Source organism: Klebsiella sp. BIGb0138 (assembly GCF_004342285.1).
GTDB lineage: Bacteria > Pseudomonadota > Gammaproteobacteria > Enterobacterales > Enterobacteriaceae > Klebsiella.
Genome location: NZ_SMCV01000005.1, coordinates 231790 through 255243, shown reverse-complemented (window position 1 = coordinate 255243; position 23454 = coordinate 231790). Strand labels below are relative to the sequence as shown.

The 23454-nt window shown below is 57.3% G+C and carries 22 protein-coding genes, 2 pseudogenes and 1 riboswitch; of the genes and pseudogenes, 10 read left to right on the top strand and 14 right to left on the bottom strand.

The features are described from left to right. Positions 1–2 precede the first annotated feature (2 nt). The 5 genes and pseudogenes from EDF73_RS13915 to EDF73_RS13895 all read right to left on the bottom strand — a co-directional run bounded on the left by EDF73_RS13915 (position 3) and on the right by EDF73_RS13895 (position 7666). Positions 3–2266: pseudogene (locus tag EDF73_RS13915) on the bottom strand (YgiQ family radical SAM protein). 32 nt (positions 2267–2298) lie between these two features. Then, entirely contained in the window at positions 2299–3711 is a 1413-nt protein-coding gene (gene ftsP / locus EDF73_RS13910) for a cell division protein FtsP (protein ID WP_132729701.1), read from the bottom strand. Positions 3712–3796: 85 nt separating this feature from the next. Further along, positions 3797–4534 carry a 1-acylglycerol-3-phosphate O-acyltransferase gene (plsC, locus tag EDF73_RS13905; protein ID WP_132729700.1) on the bottom strand — a complete coding sequence of 246 codons (738 nt, stop codon included), beginning with the start codon at positions 4532–4534 and terminating at the stop codon, positions 3797–3799. Positions 4535–4852: 318 nt separating this feature from the next. Further along, positions 4853–7111, bottom strand: a complete 2259-nt coding sequence (gene parC, locus EDF73_RS13900) for a DNA topoisomerase IV subunit A (RefSeq protein ID WP_132729699.1) — start codon at positions 7109–7111, stop codon at positions 4853–4855. A 147-nt stretch (positions 7112–7258) separates the two neighbouring features. Beyond that, positions 7259–7666 carry a YgiW/YdeI family stress tolerance OB fold protein gene (locus tag EDF73_RS13895; RefSeq protein WP_132729698.1) on the bottom strand — a complete coding sequence of 136 codons (408 nt, stop codon included), beginning with the start codon at positions 7664–7666 and terminating at the stop codon, positions 7259–7261. A gap of 150 nt (positions 7667–7816) precedes the next feature. Between EDF73_RS13895 and qseB the strand changes: the two genes are divergently transcribed. The 4 genes from qseB to EDF73_RS13875 all read left to right on the top strand — a co-directional run bounded on the left by qseB (position 7817) and on the right by EDF73_RS13875 (position 10849). Then, complete coding sequence (gene qseB, locus EDF73_RS13890; RefSeq protein WP_132729697.1) at positions 7817–8476, top strand: quorum sensing response regulator transcription factor QseB; 660 nt, start codon at positions 7817–7819, stop codon at positions 8474–8476. Continuing rightward, a complete protein-coding gene (qseC, locus tag EDF73_RS13885) occupies positions 8473–9810 on the top strand; it encodes a quorum sensing histidine kinase QseC (RefSeq protein WP_132729696.1) in 1338 nt (445 codons plus the stop codon). Before qseB ends, qseC begins: the two co-directional genes overlap by 4 nt. 107 nt (positions 9811–9917) lie before the next feature. Continuing rightward, complete coding sequence (locus EDF73_RS13880) at positions 9918–10499, top strand: NAD(P)H-dependent oxidoreductase (protein ID WP_132729695.1); 582 nt, start codon at positions 9918–9920, stop codon at positions 10497–10499. Positions 10500–10534: 35 nt separating this feature from the next. Continuing rightward, a complete protein-coding gene (locus EDF73_RS13875; protein ID WP_132729694.1) occupies positions 10535–10849 on the top strand; it encodes a putative quinol monooxygenase in 315 nt (104 codons plus the stop codon). An 87-nt stretch (positions 10850–10936) separates the two neighbouring features. Here the strand turns inward: EDF73_RS13875 and parE are convergent, their stop codons facing one another. The 5 genes from parE to nudF are packed head-to-tail and all read right to left on the bottom strand — an operon-like array spanning position 10937 to position 15341. Then, positions 10937–12832: a DNA topoisomerase IV subunit B gene (gene parE, locus EDF73_RS13870; RefSeq protein ID WP_132729693.1), complete on the bottom strand. Its 1896-nt coding sequence runs from the start codon at positions 12830–12832 to the stop codon at positions 10937–10939. 30 nt (positions 12833–12862) lie between these two features. Further along, a complete protein-coding gene (gene yqiA / locus EDF73_RS13865; RefSeq protein ID WP_132729692.1) occupies positions 12863–13438 on the bottom strand; it encodes an esterase YqiA in 576 nt (191 codons plus the stop codon). Continuing rightward, complete coding sequence (cpdA, locus tag EDF73_RS13860) at positions 13438–14265, bottom strand: 3',5'-cyclic-AMP phosphodiesterase (protein ID WP_132729691.1); 828 nt, start codon at positions 14263–14265, stop codon at positions 13438–13440. Before cpdA ends, yqiA begins: the two co-directional genes overlap by 1 nt. 24 nt (positions 14266–14289) lie before the next feature. Then, positions 14290–14712 (bottom strand): DUF1249 family protein, encoded by a 423-nt coding sequence (locus tag EDF73_RS13855; RefSeq protein ID WP_004867771.1) that lies wholly within the window; start codon positions 14710–14712, stop codon positions 14290–14292. Beyond that, positions 14709–15341, bottom strand: a complete 633-nt coding sequence (gene nudF, locus EDF73_RS13850; RefSeq protein WP_132729690.1) for an ADP-ribose diphosphatase — start codon at positions 15339–15341, stop codon at positions 14709–14711. Before nudF ends, EDF73_RS13855 begins: the two co-directional genes overlap by 4 nt. A 195-nt stretch (positions 15342–15536) precedes the next feature. On the opposite strand from nudF, the gene tolC reads away from it, so the two are divergent. From tolC to EDF73_RS13835, 3 genes are all read left to right on the top strand, one after another. Further along, on the top strand, positions 15537–17009 hold the full coding sequence (gene tolC / locus EDF73_RS13845) for an outer membrane channel protein TolC (RefSeq protein ID WP_132729689.1): 1473 nt from the start codon (positions 15537–15539) through the stop codon (positions 17007–17009). A gap of 171 nt (positions 17010–17180) precedes the next feature. Next, a complete protein-coding gene (locus tag EDF73_RS13840) occupies positions 17181–17849 on the top strand; it encodes a DUF1190 family protein (RefSeq protein ID WP_132729688.1) in 669 nt (222 codons plus the stop codon). A 5-nt stretch (positions 17850–17854) separates the two neighbouring features. Continuing rightward, entirely contained in the window at positions 17855–19015 is a 1161-nt protein-coding gene (locus EDF73_RS13835) for a glutathionylspermidine synthase family protein (RefSeq protein ID WP_132729687.1), read from the top strand. A 47-nt stretch (positions 19016–19062) separates the two neighbouring features. Here EDF73_RS13835 and ygiD read toward each other — a convergent pair whose 3' ends face one another. Beyond that, positions 19063–19854, bottom strand: a complete 792-nt coding sequence (gene ygiD / locus EDF73_RS13830) for a 4,5-DOPA dioxygenase extradiol (protein ID WP_132729686.1) — start codon at positions 19852–19854, stop codon at positions 19063–19065. Between the two features lie 196 nt (positions 19855–20050). Here ygiD and EDF73_RS27685 point away from each other — a divergent pair. Further along, positions 20051–20116 (top strand): annotated as a pseudogene (locus EDF73_RS27685) (hypothetical protein); the annotation flags it as partial. Between the two features lie 95 nt (positions 20117–20211). Here EDF73_RS27685 and ribB read toward each other — a convergent pair. Next, positions 20212–20865 (bottom strand): 3,4-dihydroxy-2-butanone-4-phosphate synthase, encoded by a 654-nt coding sequence (ribB, locus tag EDF73_RS13825; RefSeq protein ID WP_132729685.1) that lies wholly within the window; start codon positions 20863–20865, stop codon positions 20212–20214. 105 nt (positions 20866–20970) lie between these two features. Continuing rightward, a riboswitch (FMN riboswitch) is annotated at positions 20971–21122 on the bottom strand. Positions 21123–21242: 120 nt separating this feature from the next. Here ribB and EDF73_RS13820 point away from each other — a divergent pair. Continuing rightward, on the top strand, positions 21243–21512 hold the full coding sequence (locus EDF73_RS13820) for an accessory factor UbiK family protein (RefSeq protein ID WP_132729684.1): 270 nt from the start codon (positions 21243–21245) through the stop codon (positions 21510–21512). Between the two features lie 30 nt (positions 21513–21542). Here the strand turns inward: EDF73_RS13820 and glgS are convergent, their stop codons facing one another. Next, positions 21543–21752 (bottom strand): cell surface composition regulator GlgS, encoded by a 210-nt coding sequence (gene glgS / locus EDF73_RS13815; RefSeq protein ID WP_132729683.1) that lies wholly within the window; start codon positions 21750–21752, stop codon positions 21543–21545. Here glgS and EDF73_RS27990 point away from each other — a divergent pair. Continuing rightward, the gene (locus tag EDF73_RS27990) at positions 21744–21857 is read left to right on the top strand and encodes a hypothetical protein (RefSeq protein ID WP_347812715.1); all 114 of its coding nucleotides are present in this window, start codon (positions 21744–21746) and stop codon (positions 21855–21857) included. The two genes, glgS and EDF73_RS27990, sit on opposite strands and share 9 nt — an antisense overlap. A gap of 107 nt (positions 21858–21964) precedes the next feature. On the opposite strand, the gene hldE is transcribed toward EDF73_RS27990, so the two are convergent. Continuing rightward, positions 21965–23398 (bottom strand): bifunctional D-glycero-beta-D-manno-heptose-7-phosphate kinase/D-glycero-beta-D-manno-heptose 1-phosphate adenylyltransferase HldE, encoded by a 1434-nt coding sequence (hldE, locus tag EDF73_RS13810; RefSeq protein ID WP_132729682.1) that lies wholly within the window; start codon positions 23396–23398, stop codon positions 21965–21967. Positions 23399–23454: the final 56 nt, after the last annotated feature.

The following is a 23454-nucleotide window of genomic DNA, read 5'->3' as shown; positions in this document are numbered from 1 at the left end:
TCTTAGCGGGAAGCGGATTTAATCCGTTTTTTCGCCGTAGCCGGCGTCTGACGCTGATGCGCAACCGGCGTATGTTTGGTCAATGCCGGGCGGGTATTGCGGTTCTGACGACGCGCTTCGCGCATCTCATCCAGCGTTGGCGCGGGTACCAGACAATCGCGGCGTGAACCAATCAGGTGCTTCTTGCCCATCGCTTCCAGCGCCTGACGAATCAGCGGCCAGTTTGCCGGATCGTGATAGCGCAGCAATGCTTTATGCAGACGACGCTGCTTGTCGCCCTTCGGCACCACCACCTCTTCACTCTTATAGCCAATCTTACCCAGCGGGTTCTTGCCGGTGTAATACATGGTGGTCGAGTTGGCCAGCGGCGACGGATAGAAGTTCTGCACCTGGTCGAGACGGAAACGGTTCTTCTTCAGCCACAGCGCCAGATTCACCATATCTTCGTCGCGGGTGCCCGGGTGCGCAGAGATAAAGTACGGGATCAGATACTGCTCTTTACCCGCCTGTTTCGAATAGGTATCGAACAGCTCTTTAAAGCGGTCATAGCTTCCCATTCCCGGCTTCATCATTTTCGACAGCGGACCTTCTTCCGTATGCTCCGGCGCAATCTTCAGATAGCCGCCAACGTGGTGGGTCGCCAGCTCTTTGATGTAGCGCGGATCCTCAACGGCGATGTCGTAACGCACGCCAGAGGCGATGAGGATTTTTTTAATCCCTTTCAGGTCGCGGGCGCGGCGGTACAGATTAATCGTCGGCTCGTGGTTGGTATCCATATGCGGGCAGATATCCGGATAGACGCAGGATAAACGACGGCAGGTCTGCTCGGCGCGCGGGGACTTACAGCGCAGCATGTACATGTTGGCCGTTGGGCCGCCAAGATCGGAGATAACGCCGGTAAAACCGGGAACCGTGTCGCGAATCGCTTCGATTTCGTTAATGATCGAATCTTCGGAACGGCTCTGAATGATGCGCCCTTCATGTTCGGTGATCGAACAGAAAGAACAGCCGCCGAAACAGCCGCGCATAATGTTAATCGAGAAGCGAATCATCTCGTAAGCCGGAATGCGGCTGTCACCGTACGCCGGGTGCGGGACGCGCTTATACGGTAGCGCAAACACGCTATCCATCTCTTCCGTCGACAGCGGGATCGCCGGCGGGTTAACCCAGATATACCGTTCGCCATGCTTTTGCATCAACGCCCGCGCGCAGCCCGGGTTGGTTTCGTGGTGCAGGATACGTGACGCATGGGCGTACAGCACCTTGTCCCCTTTCACCTTTTCAAAGGACGGCAGCAGCACGTAGGTCTTTTCCCACGGCTTCGGACGCGGCGGTTGAACGGTCACGCGTTTAGCTTCTTGTTTTGGCGGCGCAACGGTTTTGTTATCCGCGCACGGCAGATCTTCGCCATACGGATGCGGGATGGGGTCAATTTTACCCGGGGTATCCAGACGGGTGGAGTCGACGCCGCTCCAGCCGGGGAGCGCCTCTTTGACCATAATGGCGGTATTGCGGACGTCACGAATCTGGCCGATCGGCTCACCTGCGGCCAGACGATGCGCCACTTCAACCAGCGGACGCTCGCCGTTGCCAAACATCAGCATATCGGCCTTGGAGTCCACCAGCACCGAACGCCGCACGGTATCGGACCAGTAATCATAATGCGCGGTACGGCGCAGGCTGGCTTCAATACCGCCGAGAATAACCGGCACCTCTTTCCACGCCTCTTTGCAGCGCTGGGTATACACCAACGTGGCGCGATCCGGACGTTTACCGGCGACATTGCCCGCGGTATAGGCGTCATCATGACGCAGCTTGCGGTCAGCGGTGTAGCGGTTGATCATCGAATCCATGTTGCCCGCGGTAACGCCGAAGAACAGATTCGGTTTCCCCAGACGCATAAAGTCATCTTTGCTGTTCCAGTCAGGCTGCGAAATAATCCCAACGCGGAACCCCTGCGCCTCCAGCATGCGGCCGCAGATCGCCATGCCGAAGCTCGGATGGTCGACATACGCATCGCCGGTGACCAGGATGATGTCGCAGCTATCCCAGCCAAGTTGATCCATCTCTTCGCGTGACATGGGTAAAAATGGCGCGGGACCAAAGCAGGCGGCCCAGTACTGCGGCCAGGAAAAAAGGTCACGATCCGGTTGGATCAGGGATATTGCGCTCATATTGCTTCCGGGGAAAAAAATGATAAAAAAATAACCAAAGGGCGGCGATTATAAGCCGGATTGCGGACAGAAATGAAGGGAGATTTTCTTATGCCCTGACCGCTGCTGGCCGGGGCATCGGGGATTACGGCGCCGGATTGACCAGGATCTGGCCAATCGAGCCGCGATCGGCGAGTTCCAGCGTCTGGCTTAAGAACTGGAACGGGAAGTGCGGCCAGGAAGGCTGGGTGTAGTACACCAGCAGCTCCACCTGCCCGTCGACCCAGACGGTATCTTTCCAGCCGCGGTCTTCCGGGAACGGCGCGGAACCGTTCACGTTCCGCACCTGGAACATCACCCCTTCGATATGGAACGACTGCGGTCGATCGGCACGTACCGTCCAGCGCTCCCATGTGCCCTGCTGCGCGGTCACGTCAATGCGCTGCGGGTCCCACAGGTTGCCGTTAATCCCCGGATCGTCGCCAAGGGAGATATCGCGAGAGCGAATCGCCGCGCCGGACAGAACTTCCGTCGGCAGCAGACGCACCGGCAGGCTATCGGTCACCAGCGGCAGCAGGCCCGTTGGACGCAGGGTTAACAGCAGCGTGGAAATCAGGATGCTCGACGGCTCGAAGAAGCCGCGAATGCGGTCAACGATGCTTGCCGCTTCACCGCAGGTAATCGACACCTCATCGCCGTTGGTCATATCGACCAGAATTTCACGCCGCTCGCCGGGCGCCAGCGACAGCTGCTTTAACGACACCGGGGCCGGTAAAAAACCCTGGTCGCCGGAGATAACGTGTATCAGCCGACCATCGCTCATCTGCAGCTGGTAGCGCCGGGAGTTAGAGGCGTTCAGCAGGCGCAAACGAACCCAGCCGCGCGACACTTCAACATACGGACTCTGGACGCCGTTCACCAGCAGCGTATCCCCGACAAAGCCGCCGCTGCCGGGTTCGCTGTATTCCGGCGTACCGAAATTATCCAGACGCTTGTCCTGAATAATCACCGGGAAATCATCGACGCCGTAATGGTTGGGAACGGGGAGATTTTTACTGATTTCATCTTCCACCAGCCACATGCCGGCAAGACCGTTATAGACCTGTTTAGCCATATGGTTCGGGGTATTCGCCTGATACCACAGCGTGGCGGCGCTCTGGCGAATCGGCAGCACCGGCGCCCAGTCGGCATTCGGCGACATCATGCGCGCCGCGCCGCCAATCAGCGGACCGGGAACCTGCAGACCGCGGATGGTCATGGCGACGTTTTCCGTCAGGCGGTTACTGTAAATCAGCTTTACGTCATCGCCATTCCACACGCGAATCGTCGGCCCAAGATAGCGGCCGTTCACCCCCCAGACCGACGCGCGGGTGCCGGAGGTAAAGGACCAGTGGGCGCGTTGCAGAGTCAAAAACAGCGGCTGGCCGCGACGGGACTCCAGCAGCGGAGGAACCGGCAGGACGGGCTGTTGGCCGGCGGCATGTGCGTTCAGCGGCACGGCTCCCGCGCACAGCGCTACGCCTGAAGCCTTAATAAACTGACGCCGACTGAGTGACATATTAACTCCATGAAATACTGACAAATCAAAAAGGGAATTCGTTTCCCGCTAGCAATCTGCTCGCGTTATCGCGGCGTTTCCTGTTTTATTTCTTTGCTGCGGCTTCGCGCTCCGCGACTTCGCGATCCAGCTCTTCAATTTTCGCGGCCATCAGCTCGCGGCAGTGCGTCGCCAGCGCGCGTACGCCCTCTTTACCAAACTGGCTGGTATCGACCGGCGGCAGCATTTCAACAATCACCAGGCCGTTATTCAGGCGATTGAGATTAATTTTATTCGATGTATTAGAAACGCATACCGGAATAATCGGCACGCCGGCGGCGATGGCCGCGTGGAAAGCGCCGGTCTTAAAGGGCAGCAGGCCGCGACCGCGGCTGCGGGTCCCTTCCGGGAACATCCAGAAAGATATTTTACGTTTTTTAAAGGTATTCACCACCTGCGAGATCGTCCCATGCGCTTTCGCCCGGTTATTACGATCAATCAGCAGGTTACCCGTTAGCCAGTAGAGCAGGCCAAAGAACGGGATCCATACCAGGCTCTTTTTGCCCACGGTCACGGTCGGCGGCTGTACGATATTGGATGCCGTCACCATATCATAGTTGTTCTGATGGTTAGCAATGTAGATTGCATTGCCATAGTTTTTCGCATCCGCAGGCTTACGCGTTTCGACCTTCAGACCGAATAACGGGGACAGCCGGCCAAACAGGTGCCCGAAGGTGGCAACGTGCTTAGGATTACGCGGGCTGAACAAACAGTAAATACAGCCAAATATACAGACAAAGATACAATAAATAACAACAATAATGAGTCGAAAAATAAATAGCATAGCTACCTCTAAAACCCAAACCGCTTAGAATGATACCCGCAAACTTTCGCTGGCATGTGCGTTCGCAGGATAACCCGGTCCACCGGTCCGCTGCGTACTGCACGCGCCTGAATCCCTCGTCGTCGCTCTCTTTCCGCGACCCGAAGATAGGGGGTACTTACTCGCTGTTCAGCAGATTGCAGGCGTCGGGCATCAGTTGCTGACGGCCTCGACGTATCTTGAATGATTTTGCGTCTATTGTTAATCGCAACATCTGAATAAACAACGATTTTGCGGCATATTTTAGCATCCTCTACCCTTCGGTAGAGGATCCTTATCTTACTCTTCGCTATCACCCGCCGCTGCGCGACGCGGCGAATCGATTTCCACACGGTCGATTTTCTGCAGCCCGCGCATCAGTGAGCCGCGGCGACCGCGTTCCCCGGTGACTTTCTGCAGCTCTTCCGGACGCAGTTTAATCTTGCGCTTACCGACGTGGATAGTCAGGGTGCTCTGCGGCGGCAGCACAAACAGGTGCGCCAGCCCATCCTGCCCGGAAGCCGCATCCGCCGACGGAATATTGATAATCTTGTTCCCCTTGCCTTTCGACAGCTGCGGCAGATCGTTCACCGGGAACATCAGCATACGCCCGGCGGAGGTGATCGCCAGCAGCATGTCTGACTCATCTTCAATCACCAGCGGCGGCATCACCCGGGCGTTATCCGGCAGCGTAATCAGCGCCTTGCCCGCGCGGTTGCGCGCCACCAGATCGTTGAAGGTGCAGACGAAACCGTAGCCGGCGTCGGAAGCCATCAGCAGCTTGCGATCGTCATTCTCCATCAGCATATGCTCAACGCTGGCCCCCGGCGGCAGCGTCAGTTTGCCGGTAATCGGCTCACCCTGACCGCGCGCCGACGGCAGCGTAATCGGATCGATGGCGTAGCTACGCCCGGTCGTATCAATAAACACCACCGGCTGGTTGCTCTTGCCTTTCGACGAGGCTTTCCAGCTATCGCCCGCTTTGTAACTCAGCCCCTGGGCGTCAATGTCGTGGCCTTTGGCGCTACGTACCCAGCCCATTTGCGACAGCACGATGGTGACCGGTTCGGACGGCAGCATGTCATGCTCGCTCATGGCTTTCGCCTCTTCGCGCTCGCGCAGCGGGGAACGCCGATCGTCGCCGAAGGCGTCGGCGTCGGCCTGCAGCTCTTTCTTCAGCAGGTTATTCATCTTCCGTTCGGACGCCAGAATCGCCTGCAGCTGATCGCGCTCTTTTTCCAGATCGCTCTGCTCGCCGCGGATCTTCATCTCTTCCAGTCTGGCAAGATGACGCAGTTTCAGCTCAAGGATCGCTTCCGCCTGGGTTTCGCTGATGCCGAAGCGGGACATCAGGGCCGGCTTCGGTTCATCCTCGTGGCGGATAATTTCGATCACCTCATCGATATTCAGAAAGGCTACCAGTAAACCTTCGAGGATATGCAGGCGCTTGAGCACCTTCTCCAGGCGATAGCTCAGGCGGCGACGCACGGTATCGCGACGGAAGGTGAGCCATTCCGCGAGGATCTCCAGCAGGTTTTTCACCGCCGGGCGGTTGTCGAGGCCGATCATATTCAGGTTGATGCGGTAGCTTTTTTCGAGATCGGTGGTGGCGAACAGGTGGTTCATTACCTGCTCCATATCCACGCGATTAGAACGCGGGACGATCACCAGACGGGTCGGGTTTTCGTGATCGGACTCGTCGCGTAAATCGTCAACCATCGGCAGCTTTTTATTGCGCATCTGGGCGGCGATTTGCTCCAGCACGCGGGCACCGGAAACCTGATGCGGCAAGGCCGTGATCACGACCGCGCCATCTTCTTTCTTCCACACCGCGCGCATACGCACCGAACCACGACCGTTCTGATAGATTTTGCGGATCTCGGCGCGCGGGGTAATGATTTCAGCTTCGGTGGGGTAATCCGGCCCGTGGACGATATCCAGCAGCTCGTCGAGCGAGGTCTGCGGTTTTTCGATCAGGGCTATCGCCGCCTGCGCCACTTCGCGCAGGTTGTGCGGGGGAATATCGGTTGCCATCCCCACGGCGATACCGGTGGTGCCGTTCAGCAGGATATTCGGCAAACGCGCAGGCAGCATTTTCGGCTCCTGCATCGTTCCGTCGAAGTTCGGCACCCAGTCAACGGTTCCCTGGCCCAGTTCGCCGAGCAGCAGTTCCGCATACTTCGACAACCGGGATTCGGTATAACGCATTGCGGCGAAGGATTTGGGATCGTCCGGGGCCCCCCAGTTTCCCTGGCCGTCCACCAGCGGGTAGCGGTAGGAGAAGGGCTGCGCCATCAGCACCATGGCTTCATAGCATGCGCTATCGCCGTGCGGATGGTATTTACCCAGCACGTCACCGACGGTGCGGGCGGACTTTTTGAACTTCGCGCTGGCGTTCAGCCCCAGCTCGGACATCGCATACACGATGCGACGCTGTACCGGCTTCAGACCATCGCCAATAAACGGCAACGCCCTGTCCATGATGACGTACATGGAATAGTTCAGGTAAGCATTTTCCGTAAATTCATGCAGCGCGAGGCGCTCTGCCATATCGCTCATTAATCGTGAATCCTCAATCTGCGTACCGACCGTGCGGGCGGCAAAACTACCGGCGATAATACCCTATCTGACGCCCTGAGTCACAGGGCGTTAGACCGGTTGAAGATTCTGCGGTTAAGCGTAGCAAAGTCACCCGGGTCAGCGGCGTTACGGGGTGACTTTATTGATTTGCTTGACGTCGATTTCCACCGAGTTCCAGTCTTTATCGACCTCCCCCTGAATTTCGACCGTATCCTGCGGCGTGACGGTCAGGCCGTTCCAGCGTTTATGGTCGATATCGACATTCACCGTCCCGGTGGCGTCCTGGAATTTATACACCTCGTCAGAGACGCGCTGAACGATTTTGCCGCGCAGAGTGACCCAGGTATCGTCACGCAGCGATTTGGCATTTTCCACCGTCGTCACGCTACCGCTCGGGCCGATAAAGCCGCCTTTTGGCGTGGCAGTCTGGCTGGTTTGTGTCGAGCCCGGGCCGGTGAAACCGCCTTGTTCAGCCGCCAGCACCGGCATGGAAATCAGAGCAACGATAGCGGTCACTGCAGCGATTTTCTTCATGATATGTTCTCCCTTTATGTTGATATCGTTACCATTACAGCAGGCAAAACTTAACGACTTCTTAAGCGGAAAAAAGAAATTTTATTGCTGTACAGTACGCGCCACAACGCGCTTTACTGCGCGTATTCATGATGGCCACAGGAGCAGGCAATGCGCATTTTACTGGTGGAAGACGACAAGCTGATCGGCGATGGCATTAAAGCCGGACTGGCAAAGATGGGCTTGAGCATCGACTGGTTTACCCGTGGCGAAGAGGGAAAAGCCGCGCTCTACAGCGCCCCTTATGACGCGGCGATCCTTGACCTGACGCTGCCGGGCCTTGACGGGCTGGATATCCTGCGCGAATGGCGCGCCACGGGCCGCCACGAGCCGGTGCTGATCCTTACCGCCCGGGATGCCCTCAGCCAGCGGGTCGAAGGACTCCGCCTCGGCGCCGACGACTATCTGTGTAAACCTTTTGCGCTGATTGAAGTGGCCGCCCGCCTTGAGGCGCTGGTTCGCCGCGCCCACGGGCAGAGCAGCAGCGAGCTGCGCCACGGTCGCGTCACGCTCGACCCCAGCGGCCTGACGGTGACGCTGAACGGCGAAAACCTGGCGCTGAAGCCGAAAGAGTTCGCCCTGCTGGAGCTCCTGATGCGCAATGCCGGACGGGTCCTGCCGCGAAAGCATATCGAAGAAAAGCTTTATAACTGGGACGATGACGTCTCCAGCAACGCGGTTGAAGTTCATGTTCATCACCTGCGCCGCAAGCTCGGCAGCGAATTTATTCGTACCGTCCACGGTATCGGCTATACCCTGGGTGATGCATGAAACCACTGAGCCTACGCGTCCGCCTGACGCTGCTTTTTTTCCTGTTGACCAGCGCCGCCTGGGGCATCGCCAGTTTTATCGCCTGGCAGCACACCCGCGACAAGCTGGACAAGCTCTTTGATACCCAGCAGCTGCTGTTTGCCCGCCGCCTGAGCGCAATGAACTTCGACGAGCTGCACACGCTGACCCCGCCGGTACAGGCAAAGAAAATGAAACATGGCCATCTCGATGATGATGCGCTGGCGTTCGCGATTTTCACCGCCGACGGCAAACGGGTGCTCCACGATGGCGAGAACGGCCAGGACATTCCGTGGCACAACCGTCGGGAAGGGTTTAGCGATGGCTATCTGGAAAACGACGATGACGAATGGCGCTTTCTGCAACTGACCACCCGCGACGGCCGCTACCGCATTGTCGTCGGCCAGGAGTGGGATTACCGGCGGGAAATGGCGCTGGATATCGTCACCTCCCAGCTGACGCCCTGGCTGATGGCGCTGCCGCTGATGTTCCTGCTGCTGATTGTCCTGCTGAGCCGGGAGCTGGCGCCGTTGAAGCAGTTGGCCCGAACGCTGCGCCTGCGCGCGGCGGATTCAGCCGAATCGCTTAACGTCGACAAGGTGCCCAGCGAGGTCCGGCCGTTGGTTGATGCGTTGAATCAGCTGTTTGCCCGTACCCATGACACCATGATGCGCGAGCGTCGGTTTACTTCCGATGCCGCGCACGAGCTACGCAGCCCGCTTGCCGCGCTGAAGGTGCAGACCGAAGTCGCCCAGCTGTCGATAGACGACCCGCAGGGGCGCGACAAGGCATTGGCGCAGATGCATCAGGGGATTGACCGCGCAACCCGCCTGGTCGACCAGCTACTGACCCTCTCGCGTCTGGATTCACTGGCGCAGCTTGATGACGTGCAGACCCTCGGCATGGACGAGCTGCTGCAATCGGCGGTGATGGAGATGTACCATGCTGCGCAGCAGGCCGGCATCGACCTCCGTCTGCATTTGAAGGCTGCCAACGTCACACGCCCTGGTCAGCCGCTGCTGCTGAGTCTGCTGGTGCGCAATCTGCTGGATAATGCCGTGCGCTACAGCCCGCGCGGAAGCCGGGTGGATATCACTCTCGCGGCGCGCGGATTTGACGTGCGCGATAATGGCCCGGGCATCAGCGCCGAGGCGCTGGCGCGTCTCGGCGAGCGATTCTATCGCCCCCCCGGCCAGGATGAGCCCGGCAGCGGGCTGGGGCTATCTATCGTCCGGCGCATCGCCACGCTGCACCGCATGACCGTCACCTTCAGCAATTCGTCGGCGGGCGGCTTCGAAGCGCGGGTGCGCTGGTAGCCGGGATTATTGCGAATAACGCAAAAGACTTTGCACATTTTGCTCATTTTACCGCCCCGCCTCACGGGGTAAAATCAGTGACAAACTCGAAAATCGAAGGGTAAAAAATGAGCAACATCCTGATTATCAACGGTGCGAAAAAATTCGCCCACTCCAACGGCCAGTTGAACGACACCCTGACCGAGGTCGCGGATGGTTATCTGCGCGACGCCGGGCATGATGTTAAAATCGTCCGCGCCGAAAGCGATTATGCTGCGCAAGAAGAGGTACAGAATTTCCTCTGGGCCGATGTGGTCATCTGGCAAATGCCGGGCTGGTGGATGGGCGCGCCGTGGACCGTGAAGAAATATATCGATGATGTCTTCACCGAAGGCCATGGCTCGCTGTACGCCAGCGATGGCCGTAGCCGCTCCGACGACAGCAAAAAATATGGCTCAGGCGGTTTGATTCAGGGCAAACGCTATATGCTTTCCCTGACCTGGAATGCGCCGATGGAGGCCTTTACCGATAAAGAACAGTTCTTCCATGGCGCTGGCGTTGACGGCGTGTATCTGCCGTTCCATAAAGCGAACCAGTTCCTCGGGATGAGCGCTCTACCGACTTTTATCGCTAACGACGTCATTAAAATGCCGGATGTGCCGCGCAACATCGCAGAATATCGCAAGCATCTGGCGCAGATTTTTGGTTAACTAAAGATCTACATACAGAAGGAGTTGAGTTAATCATGTTGACAGTGATCGCAGAAATTCGCACTCGTCCGGGCCAGCATCACCGCCAGGCCGTGTTGGATCAGTTCGCCAAAACTATTCCGCTGGTTTTACAGGAAGAAGGCTGCCACGGCTATACGCCGATGGTCGACCATGCCGCAGGCGTCAGCTTTCAGAGCACCTCGCCAGATTCCATCGTGATGGTGGAACTATGGGACAGCGTGGCCCATCTCGAAGCGCACCTGCAAACCCCGCATATGAAAGCGCACAGCGAAGCGGTGAAAGGGGACGTGCTGGAAGTCAGTATCCGTATTCTGCAGCCGGGCGTTTAAGCCAGCGCGCAGCCGGGAAAAATACCCGGCGAAGCAAAGAGAAGTGAACCAGAACTGGCGCAGCGCCAGTTCTGATTAAAGCCGGTATCAGGCTTCCAGGTCCGCCATATCCCCTTTTTCCTGCAGCCAGTTGCGCCGGTCTTCCGAACGTTTCTTGGCTAACAGCATATCCATCATTGCCGTTGTCTGCTGCTCATCTTCGTCGCTGATAACCAGCTGGACCAGACGGCGGGTATTAGGGTCAAGCGTGGTTTCACGCAACTGCATCGGGTTCATTTCCCCCAGCCCTTTAAAGCGCTGTACGTTGGGTTTGCCCTTCTTACGCTTGAGCTGCTCCAGTACCCCGGCCTTCTCTTCCTCCGTCAGCGCGTAGTACACCTCTTTGCCGAGATCGATACGGTACAGAGGCGGCAGCGCGACATGGACGTGGCCGTGTTTCACCAACGTGCGGAAGTGCTTAACAAACAGCGCGCACAGCAGCGTGGCGATGTGCAGACCATCGGAGTCCGCATCCGCCAGAATGCAGATTTTACCGTAGCGCAGCTGGCTCAGGTCATCGCTATCCGGGTCGATACCAATGGCCACCGAAATGTCGTGGACCTCCTGCGAGGCCAGCACTTCGTCTGACGAGACTTCCCAGGTATTAAGGATTTTACCCTTCAGCGGCATGATCGCCTGATATTCCCGGTCGCGCGCCTGCTTGGCAGAGCCGCCCGCCGAGTCCCCTTCGACCAGGAACAGCTCGGTACGGTTCAGATCCTGCGCGGTACAGTCCGCCAGCTTGCCCGGCAGCGCAGGGCCGCTGGTCAGCTTTTTTCGCACCACTTTTTTCGCCGCGCGCATCCGGCGCTGAGCGCTGGAGATCGCCATCTCGGCGAGCAGCTCCGCCGCCTGCACGTTCTGATTCAGCCACAGGCTGAAGGCATCTTTCACCACCCCGGAGACAAATGCCGCACACTGGCGTGAAGAGAGGCGCTCTTTAGTCTGCCCGGCAAACTGCGGATCCTGCATTTTCACCGATAGCACATAGGCGCAGCGATCCCAGATATCTTCCGCGGAGAGCTTCACGCCGCGCGGCAGGATATTGCGATATTCACAGAACTCACGCATCGCCTCCAGCAGCCCCTGACGCAGACCGTTGACGTGGGTGCCGCCCTGCATGGTCGGGATCAGGTTAACGTAGCTTTCGGTCAGCAGCTCACCGCCTTCCGGCAGCCACAGCAGCGCCCAGTCCACCGCTTCGGTTTCGCCGGAGAAGTTGCCGACAAACGGTTTTTCCGGCAGCAGCGGCAGGCCATTAACCGCTTCACACAGATAGTCGGTCAGCCCATCCTGGTAGCACCAGCGCTGCTCGCTGTTGTTCACCTGATCGCGGAACACGATCTCCACGCCGGGGCATAGCACGGCCTTGGCTTTGAGCACATGCGTCAGACGCGAAACCGAAAAACGCGGGCTATCAAAGAAGCTTTCATCAGGCCAGAAGTGCACGCTGGTACCGGTATTGCGTTTGCCGCAGGTGCCGGTCACGTGGAGCTCTTCGACCTTATCGCCGTTCTCGAAAGCGATACTGTAGATCTGACCGTCGCGGCGGACGTTAACTTCCACGCGTTTGGACAAGGCGTTGACGACCGAAATCCCCACCCCATGCAAACCGCCTGAGAACTGGTAGCTCTTGCTGGAAAATTTGCCGCCCGCATGCAGGCGACAGAGAATCAGCTCAACCGCCGGAACCCCTTCTTCCGGGTGGATATCAACCGGCATCCCGCGCCCGTCGTCGATCACTTCCAGCGATTGGTCGGCATGAAGAATAACCTCCACGCGTTTCGCATGGCCAGCCAGTGCTTCATCCACACTGTTATCAATAACTTCCTGACCAAGATGGTTAGGACGTGTTGTGTCAGTGTACATCCCCGGACGGCGGCGAACCGGCTCAAGCCCGGTGAGTACCTCAATGGCATCAGCGTTATATGAAGATTGCGTCATGGTGTGTATTCGTAGGTAGTCCAGGGCTGCTTAACGCAGACCCAGAAAATCGATAATCTGAGTGAAATGATCTTCAAAGCCGACAAATGCGTGATTGCCGCCCTCCTCTACCGTCTGCCGGCATGAGGCGTAGTAAGCAACGGCCTGGCGGTAATCAAGCACTTCATCGCCCGTTTGCTGCAGCAGCCAGATTAAATCAGGCGCTTCCAGCGGGTCGATTTGCATAACTTTGAGATCGTAAATATGGCGAGACTCTAGCACATATTGCTGCCCCGTGTACGGATTCTCATTGGGGCCCAAAAAATTGTTCAGCAGTTCAAACGGGCGTACCGCCGGGTTAACCACCACCGTCGGCAGCATAAAACACTGCGATAGCCAGGTGGCATAGTATCCCCCCAGAGACGACCCCACCACGCCCAGCGGTTCCCCGCCGCGTTCGAGGACAATCGCTTCCAGTAATTCCGCCGCCTCTGCCGGATAGGCGGGCAGTTCCGGCACCACCATCGTAATCTCGGGAGAGGTCTGCGCCAGCCACTCCTTTAGCGCCATCGCTTTGGCCGATCGCGGTGAGCTGTTAAAACCATGCAGATAAAGGAGGGTAGCCATCAGTATCCTTCTGAAGCAATATCCGGGTGAAACTTCACGCCCTCAAGGCGGCAAACTTCGGTGATCAGAGTGCCATCGGCATGCAGTTCCAGCCAGCGCCAGCCGGGAGAAACGGTATCCAGCGTGAAGTTGGCGCAGTGCGGCTTAAACTGCACGCAGGTCGAAGGCGTGGCCATCATTCGGCGCCCGTTCCAGTCGAGGTCCAGCTCCTGGTGAATATGCCCGCAGAGCAGATGCTTAACCCGAGGATAGGCGGTCAACGCGCGGTCCAGCGCGCCGGCATTACGCAGGCTATGCTGATCAAGCCAGCTACAGCCCGAAGGCAACGGATGATGATGCAACAGCAGCAGCGTATATCGTTCGGGTTCTTCCGCCAGCTTATGCTCCAGCCATTCCAGCTGAAAGTCGCTCAGTTCGCCGTGCGGCACCCCGAAAACCTGGCTATCCAGCAACAAGATTTGCCAGCGATCGCCCAGCAGAACCCGCTTGGCCGGGGAGATGCCGGACTCCTGCAGCGTGCTGTACATCGCCGGCTGGAAATCATGATTGCCCGGCAGCCAGACGCAGGGCGCGGCGAAACTCGCGATGCCCTCAGCGAAGTGCTGATAGGCCGCGGCTGAATGGTCCTGTGCCAGATCGCCTGTTGCTACAATCAGATCGCACTGACGCTGTGAGGCATGGATGGCATCCAGCACGGCCTGATAGCTTTCCCAGGTATTGATGCCCAACAGCGTTTCATGCTTTTCAGCAAACAGGTGAGTATCAGTAATTTGTAATATCCTGACTCTGGTCTCACCAGCCAGAGGCAGATTTAACAGGCTTTCCAAATGGTGTCCTTAGGTTTCACGACGCTAACAAACCGGAATCGCCATCGCTCCATGTGCTAAACAGTATCTCAGCCAGTCCGCCAGGAACTGATTAATTTGATGCTTTTCGTCGCGTTGATGCAACTTTTTATTAGGATAATCATACTTTGCTTTGAAGCGAAAGATCTGCTGAGTCGAACACACTTCAGCCACCATCGCATCATGATAAAGGCGCACCGTCATTGACGGCAGGCTCCAGTAACTCACTGCGGGGACCGTCTGCTCAATCGACACCAGTGTAGTGTAGCGGGTCGATTCGACGATAGTTAATCGATATTGCGCATTGCCCACCTGATAGCCCGCCACATCGCCGGCCGCATCGGTTCGAGGCAACAGGCGGCGCAACTGAGCAAAATTGGTTTCACACAGGCGCATCATTTCCGGGAAGTCAGGTGTATAACGCTTCATTTTGTCCACTCATTACGTAAATTGTGATAATGCAATTGCAGCCATTGCAAGGCGATGACAGAGGCTGCGTTGTCGATTTTCCCCTCTTCAACCCACTGATAAGCCTGCTCCCGACTTACCACATGCACCCGGATGTCTTCATGTTCATCCGCCAGGCCATGAATGCCTTTGGCCGTCGCGGCATCCACTTCCCCCACCAGAATCGACAGCCTTTCGCTGGTGCCGCCGGGGCTTGCCAGATAGCTCAGAACCGGTTTGGTCCGCCCAACGTCCAGCCCGGCCTCTTCGACCGCTTCCCGGCGGGCGACATCCTCAGGCGTTTCCCCTTCTTCTATCATACCGGCGACCATCTCAAGCAGCCACGGACTCTCGCTGGTATCATACGCGGCAATGCGAATCTGTTCGATCAGCACAACCTCATCGCGTATCGGGTCAAAGGGTAGCAAGACGGCGGCATGCCCGCGCTCAAAAATTTCTCGCGTCACTTCGCCGCTCATCCCGCCGTTAAACAGGCGATGGCGAAAGCGGTATAAATCCAGCGAAAAAAAACCACGATAAAGCGTTTCGCGTGCAATAATTTCTACATCGTTTTTCGAGAAGGTAATTCCCTGCTGATTGGGCTTGTTCATTGTCTGTGTCCTGCGCATCCGAAAGTAAGGATTTATAAGCCGTTTGGCTACCGTTTTACAGTCTGTATGTTAGATTGGTGCAAATTACCGCCGGATGGCACGTAACGCCAACTTTTTACCGCGGCAGAGTCGATACAATCAGCAGATATATTTAGAATTTGGGCGGCGCTTTATGCTTCACAACAAGGAATGCAAATGAAGAAATTTTTCCCCATCCTTATCGGCCTGGGCCTGACTGGCTTCAGTGCCATGAGCCAGGCAGAAAACCTGATGCAGGTTTATCAGCAGGCGCGTATCAGCAACCCTGACCTGCGTAAATCAGCAGCCGATCGCGATGCTGCATTCGAAAAGATCAACGAAGCACGTAGCCCGTTACTGCCTCAACTCGGTCTGGGCGCGGATTATACCTACACCAATGGCTACCGCGACAGCAACGGCGTGAACTCTAACGTCACCAGCGGCTCGCTGCAGCTCACGCAAACGCTGTTTGATATGTCGAAATGGCGTGCCCTGACGCTGCAGGAAAAAGCAGCCGGTATTCAGGACGTCACCTATCAGACTGACCAGCAAACGCTGATCCTCAACACCGCTACGGCTTATTTTAACGTACTGAGCGCCATCGATACGCTCTCCTATACCGAAGCGCAGAAACAGGCGATCTATCGTCAGTTGGATCAGACCACCCAACGCTTTAACGTCGGCCTCGTGGCGATCACCGACGTGCAGAACGCCCGTTCACAGTACGACTCGGTGCTGGCGAACGAAGTGACCGCGCGTAACGATCTCGATAACGCGGTGGAAGCGCTGCGCCAGGTAACCGGGAACTACTATCCGGAGCTGGCGTCGCTGAACGTCGACGGTTTTAAAACCAACAAGCCGCAGACGGTCAACGCCCTGCTGAAGGAAGCGGAAAACCGCAACCTGTCGCTGCTGCAGGCGCGTCTGAACCAGGACCTGGCGCGCGAACAGATTCGTCAGGCGCAGGACGGCCACCTGCCGACCCTGGATTTAACCGCCTCGACCGGGGTGTCCAATACCTCCTATAACGGTTCTAAAACCAACGACCCAACGCGCTATGGCGACAGCGACGTCGGGCAGAATAAAATCGGTCTGAGCTTCTCGCTGCCGCTGTATCAGGGCGGGATGGTTAACTCGCAGGTGAAACAGGCGCAGTACAACTTCGTCGGCGCCAGCGAACAGCTGGAAAGCTCGCATCGTAGCGTGGTACAGACCGTTCGTTCTTCCTTTAACAACATCAATGCTTCTATCAGCAGCATCAACGCCTACAAACAGGCGGTGGTCTCTGCGCAGAGCTCACTTGATGCCATGGAAGCGGGATATTCGGTAGGTACACGTACCATCGTGGATGTGCTGGATGCCACAACCACGCTGTACAACGCCAAACAGCAGCTCTCCAGCGCGCGTTATAACTACCTGATCAACCAGCTGAACATTAAATCCGCGCTCGGTACGCTGAATGAGCAGGATCTGATTGCGCTGAACAATACGCTGGGCAAACCTGTCGCAACGTCGCCGGATAGCGTCGCGCCGGAGAACCCGCAGCAGGACGCCAGCGCCGACGGCTACAGCGGCAATGCCGCTCCGGCAGCCACACCGGCGGCTACCCGCACCACGAAAACCAGCGGCACGAATCCTTTCCGCCAGTAATCGTCCTTGCGTGAAGGCGCTTCGCTTAACGAATTTCGCTAAGCGAAGCGCTAAACGTAAGGCAACGTAAAGATCCCCTGCTTTCCGCCCCTCTTCGCTTCATTTTCCACCAGTCATCCTCTATCCTGAGCGTTAACAAACCGCAATACCACTGGGTCCTGGAAGACAAATATGAAACGGACAAAAAATATTAATCATGCCTCGTTCCGTAAAAGCTGGAGCGCACGTCATCTGACGCCGGTCGCTCTTGCCGTTACGGCCGTATTTATGCTCGCCGGCTGTGAACAAAGCGACGAGACGGTTTCTCTGTATCAAAATGCCGACGACTGCTCTGCGGCCAACCCTGACAAAAGCGCGGAGTGCACCACCGCATTCAATAACGCCCAACAAGAAGCTGTACGTACCGCGCCGAAATACGCCACGCGTGAAGATTGCGTAGCCGAATTCGGTGAAGGCCAGTGCCAGCAGGCGCCGGCTCAGGCAGGCGTCGCGCCGGAAAACCAGGCGCAGGCGCAAAGCAGCGGCAGCTTCTGGATGCCGCTGATGGCAGGCTACATGATGGGTCGCATGATGGGCGGCGGCATGGGCGCGCAGCAGCCGCTGTTCAGCTCGAAAAACCCGGCCAGCCCGGCCTACGGTCAGTACACCGATGCCGGCGGTAAGAGCTACGGCGCCGCGCAGCCCGGCCGCACAATGAACGTACCGAAGACGGCGATGGCGCCAAAACCGGCCACCACCAGCACCGTAACCCGCGGCGGGTTTGGTGAATCGGTGGCGAAGCAGTCCACCATGCAGCGTAGTGCGGCAGGCACCTCTTCTTCGCGCTCAATGGGCGGCTAAACACCATGGAAAGAATCAGCATCACGGAGCGCCCGGACTGGCGCGAAAAGGCGACCGAATACGGCTTTAACTTCCATACCATGTATGGCGAGCCGTACTGGAGCGAAGAAGCCTATTACAAGCTGACGCTGGCCCAGGTAGAGAAGCTCGAAGAGGTGACCGCCGAGCTGCATCAAATGTGTCTGCAGGCGGTGGAAAAAGTGATCGCCAGCGACGAGCTGATGGCGAAGTTTCGCATCCCGAAACACACCTGGGGCTTTGTGCGCCAGTCGTGGAAAACCAACCAGCCATCGCTCTACTCTCGCCTCGATCTGGCCTGGGATGGCGTGGGTGAGCCCAAGCTGCTGGAGAACAACGCGGATACGCCGACTTCGCTGTATGAAGCCGCGTTCTTTCAGTGGATTTGGCTGGAAGATCAGCTCAATGCCGGCCAGTTGCCGCAAGGTAGCGACCAGTTCAACAGCCTGCAGGAAAAGCTGATTGCGCGTTTTAGCGAGCTGCGTGAGCAGTTTGGCTTCCAGCTGCTGCATATGGCGTGCTGCCGCGATACCGAAGAAGATCGCGGTACCGTTCAGTATCTGCAGGACTGCGCCGCGGAAGCGGGCGTCGCCACCGAGTTTCTGTATATCGAAGATATCGGCCTGGGTGAAAAGGGGCAGTTTACCGATCTGCAGGATCAGGTCATCGGTAATCTGTTCAAACTCTATCCCTGGGAGTATATGCTGCGCGAAATGTTCTCCACTAAGCTGGAAGATGCCGGCGTCCGCTGGCTGGAGCCGGCGTGGAAAAGTATCATTTCAAATAAAGCGCTGCTCCCGCTGCTGTGGGAGATGTTCCCGAACCACCCTAACCTGCTGGCGGCCTGGTTTAGCGAAGACGCACATCCGGAGATGGAAAAGTACGTCATCAAACCGATTTTCTCCCGCGAAGGCGCGAACGTGTCGATCGTTGAAAACGGCAAGGTGCTGGAAGCGGTAGAGGGTCCATACGGTGAGGAAGGAACTATCGTGCAGGAGTTTTATCCGCTGCCGAAGTTCGGTGACAGCTATACGCTGATCGGCAGCTGGTTGATTAACGACCAACCTGCCGGGATTGGCGTGCGCGAGGATCGGGCGCTGATTACCCAGGATCTGTCGCGTTTCTATCCGCACATTTTCGTCGAATAAGATCTTCCCCGGCGGCGTTTACGCCAGCCGGGGTTATCGCGTTACTTTTATGCCCCAATCAGCACCGACAGCATACTCAACGACCCCATCTCCATCCCTTCTACCGGAATAGAAATCGGCTCTTCGCCGTCCCAGGTGCCGAGCACGTACAGCAGCGGCAGATAGTGCTCCGCCGTCGGGTTAGAGAGCGAACCGCCCTCGTGCGCCAGATAGTTCACCAGCGGATGCTCGGCAACCGGCCCTTTCCAGCGGAGGTTGCTTTTCACATACTCATTGAATGATTCCGCCCATGGGTAAGGCGTATTCTCGCCATGCCAGCGCGCGGTGCGCAGGTTATGCACCACGTTACCGCTCGCCACCAGCATGATGCCTTCATCGCGAAGCGCGGTCAGCTTGCGCCCCATCTCCAGATGCCACGCTGCTGGTTTGGTGCTGTCGATGCTCAGTTGCACCATCGGGATATCCGCATCGGGGTACATCTTAATCAGCACGCCCCATGAACCGTGATCGAAACCCCAGGCTTCTTTATCCAACGTCACCGGTACCGGTGCCAGCAGCTCGACCAGGCGCTGCGCCAGTTCAGGGGAGCCGGGCGCCGGGTAGTGCGTATCGTAGAGCGCCTGCGGAAAGCCGCCGAAATCATGGATCGTTTTCGGCGTTTCCATAGCCGTGACCCCGGTGCCGCGCGTAAACCAGTGCGCAGAGACCACCACGATGGCTTTAGGGCGTGGCAATGTTTCGCCAAGATGACGCCAGGCGCGGGTATAGACGTTATCTTCCAGCACGTTCATCGGGCTACCGTGGCCTAAAAACAACGCTGGCATTCGGGTACGGGACATGGTGATATCCTTAAGTAAAGAGGAAATGTGATGCCTTCACATTACGCGTTTTTGCATCAGGATAAACTCAGATAAGCATGATGATGATCGTCAGAAAATTTGAATGTAATTCGCTGTAAAGGGCCCTGTTTCCCTCTCGCCGTTAGCTGGCAAGCCAGATATTATGAATGATAATCATTATCAAAGGAGCTGAATGATGTCGTCCCCCTTAATATTGACCCTGCTGGCCGGGAGCGCCACCTTCATCGGGGCGAGATGGGGCTGAGCCTGGTTGCGCTGCAGGCGATGGGGATTGGCTAACGGCCAAAAACAACAAAGCCCACCATAAGGCGGGCTTTGCGATGAAGCGGGCCAGGATCAGCTGGCTTTGCGCTCATGTTCACGACGGTAAGCCACCAGATCTTCAATGGTGACCACCGCCATATTGTGCTGCCGGGCGAACGCGATGCATTCTGGCGCACGCGCCATTGAGCCATCGTCGTTGGTCAGTTCACACAGTACGCCAGCCGGCTTGAAGCCCGCCAGCGTCACCAGATCGATAGTCGCTTCCGTATGGCCACCGCGGGTCAGCACGCCGCCCGGCTGCGCGCGCAGCGGGAAAACGTGGCCAGGACGGTTCAGATCGGCAGGTTTTGCGCCATCGGCAATCGCCGCACGCACGGTGGTCACGCGGTCAGCAGCGGAAACCCCGGTAGTCACGCCTTCCGCGGCCTCGATGGTCACGGTGAAGCCGGTACCGTATGCGCTGGTGTTGTTCTCCACCATCATCGGCAGGTCAAGCTGTTTACGACGTTCATCGGTCAGGCACAGACAAACAATGCCGCTGCCGTGACGAATCGTCAGCGCCATCTGTTCAACGGTCATGGTTTCGGCGGCGAAAATCATGTCGCCTTCGTTTTCACGGTCTTCATCGTCAAGCACCATCACACCGCGGCCTTCGCGCAGTGCATTTAAAGCGTGTTCCACACGTTCAAAAGCGGTACCAAAAGAAGAAAGGAGCGTCTGATTCATGGTAAAAAAACCTCATTAAAATTATGGTTACCAGAATCAGGGCAGTCTTAGGAGCGCCGGTTAAGCGGCAAAAGTCAACGCAAGCGGATCGAAACCCGACTGAGCCGTTACTCTCTCCCATCCGGACTTTAACCGTCGGCCCCGGAATTACACCGGATCTGCTGACCTTTCTGCTTTCACAGAAAGCGCTCGCGGGCTTTCAACGCGATGGTTGATTTACCGCCGGTGGGGAATTTCGCCCCGCCCTGAGAATAAGCAAGATCACTATAACGCTATTGATTATCATCGGCAATGCATAAGCTTCAAACATTTTTGGTTTATAGGCTGCGTCGTTCGCACTACAATGAGCGGTAAATCGACCAGAGCAGGAAACCACCATGATTGACCCGAAAAAAATTGAACAAATCGCCCGCCAGGTCCATGAATCGATGCCGAAAGGTCTTCGTGATCTTGGGGAAGATGTGGAGAAAAAGATCCGTCAGGTGCTCCAGTCACAGCTGACCCGCCTGGATCTGGTAAGCCGCGAAGAGTTTGATGTGCAGACTCAGGTGCTGCTGCGCACCCGCGAAAAACTGGCTCTGCTGGAGCAGCGTATCAGCGATCTCGAAAGCCGCCCGGCCACTCCGAGCGCCGAAGAGAAGCAGTAAAAATAACGGGCCATCAGGCCCGTTGTTGTATCAGTGTTCCAGCTCTGGTGCCGGTGTAACCTCTTCACTGACCTGGCGGCAGTAGAGCTCATACCGTTGGCAAAACCATTCACGCTGATCTTCATCCATATTACCGACAATGGCCTGCAGATCAACGGCATGACCTTGCGTATGCATTCTGGCGAAACTCAGGGCCAGAAAATCAAAGTTCTTCATCAAATACAGTTCGTTGTGATTCATCCGCATACTCCTTCAGCCGTTGCTGTTCTGATTGGTCATATGCTTTTTACTCACTTAAGTATTTACCCTGACGCACACGCTTTCTGTACGAAAAATGCGCTCTAATCGCATATTTATTGCGCTGCATCATGTCTGTCAGCATTAAATTAAAAAAGCCCGCGATCGGGCGATCGCGGGCCGGTTTCATATTCCCCCGCGAGTGCGGGAAACGCCTATTGGCCGCCGTCTTTCTGGATCTTCCTGATGATATTGGTGGTTGAGCAACCATCTTCGAAGTTGAGCACCAGCACTTCACCACCGTTGGCCCACACCTCTTCGCTTCCCGCGATATCCTCCGGCTTATAGTCGCCGCCCTTCACCAGCAGATCCGGCAGGATCCCGGCAATCAGGCGCTGCGGCGTATCTTCTTCAAAGGAGACCACCCAGTCGACGGCTTCCAGGGCGCCCAGGACGATCATCCGCTGCTCCAGCGGGTTAACCGGACGGGACTCCCCTTTCAGACGTTTGGTCGACGCATCGCTGTTCACGGCAACAATCAGGCGATCGCCGAGCTTGCGCGCATTGGCCAGATAAGAAACGTGACCGGCGTGCAGAATGTCAAACACGCCGTTGGTCATGACCACTTTCTCGCCGCGCTTACGCGCCGCCGCGACGGCCTGCTTCAGCTCTTCTTCGTTCATCACGCCAAAACCGGTCTCGGCGCGCCCGCGCACCGCGTTTTCCAGTTCGATAGGCGAAACGGTAGAGGTCCCCAGCTTGCCGACCACGACGCCTGCCGCCGCGTTGGCGAAGTAGCAGGCCTCTTCCAGCGTATTGCCGGAGGCGAGCGTCGCCGCCAGCACGCCAATGACCGTATCACCGGCGCCGGTGACGTCATACACTTCCTGCGCCTGCGTCGGCATATGCAGCGGCGGTCGGCCCGGCTGCAGCAGCGTCATCCCCTGTTCGGAACGGGTCACCAGCAGCGCGGACAGCTCGAAATCGGCAATAATTTTCAGACCGCGTTCGACAATATCAGCTTCATCCTTACATTTGCCCGCCACCGCTTCAAACTCAGAGAGGTTCGGCGTCAGCAGCGTTGCGCCGCGATAACGCTCGAAATCGGTGCCTTTCGGGTCGATCAGCACCGGTACGCCCGCCTCACGCGCCAGCTTAATCATGGTCTGGACGCTGGCCAGCGCGCCTTTCGCATAGTCAGACAGTACCAGCGCGCCGATGGTGCTCAGCGCCTGCTGAATACGTTCATGCATGGGCTGCGGATCGACGCCGGAGAACCCCTCTTCGAAATCAAGGCGGATCAGCTGCTGGTTGCGCGACAGCACGCGCAGCTTGGTGATGGTCGGGTGCGTCGGTACGGAGACGAAATCGCACTTCACGTTGACGTCGGCCAGCGCTTTACTGAGCGCACGCGCGGCGTCGTCAATCCCGGTCAGGCCAACCAGGCGGGAAGTCGCACCGAGAGAAGCGATATTCATCGCCACGTTTGCCGCGCCGCCGGGGCGTTCTTCGATCGTTTCCACCTTCACCACCGGCACCGGGGCTTCAGGGGAAATACGACTGGTGGGACCATACCAGTAGCGGTCCAGCATCACATCGCCAACCACCAACACTCCTGCACGTTCAAACTCCGGCAGCGTTACTTTCATGACTCTCTCCTGCGAGATGCAAACTTTGCGCGCGATAATAGCACACCCGGTTTTTT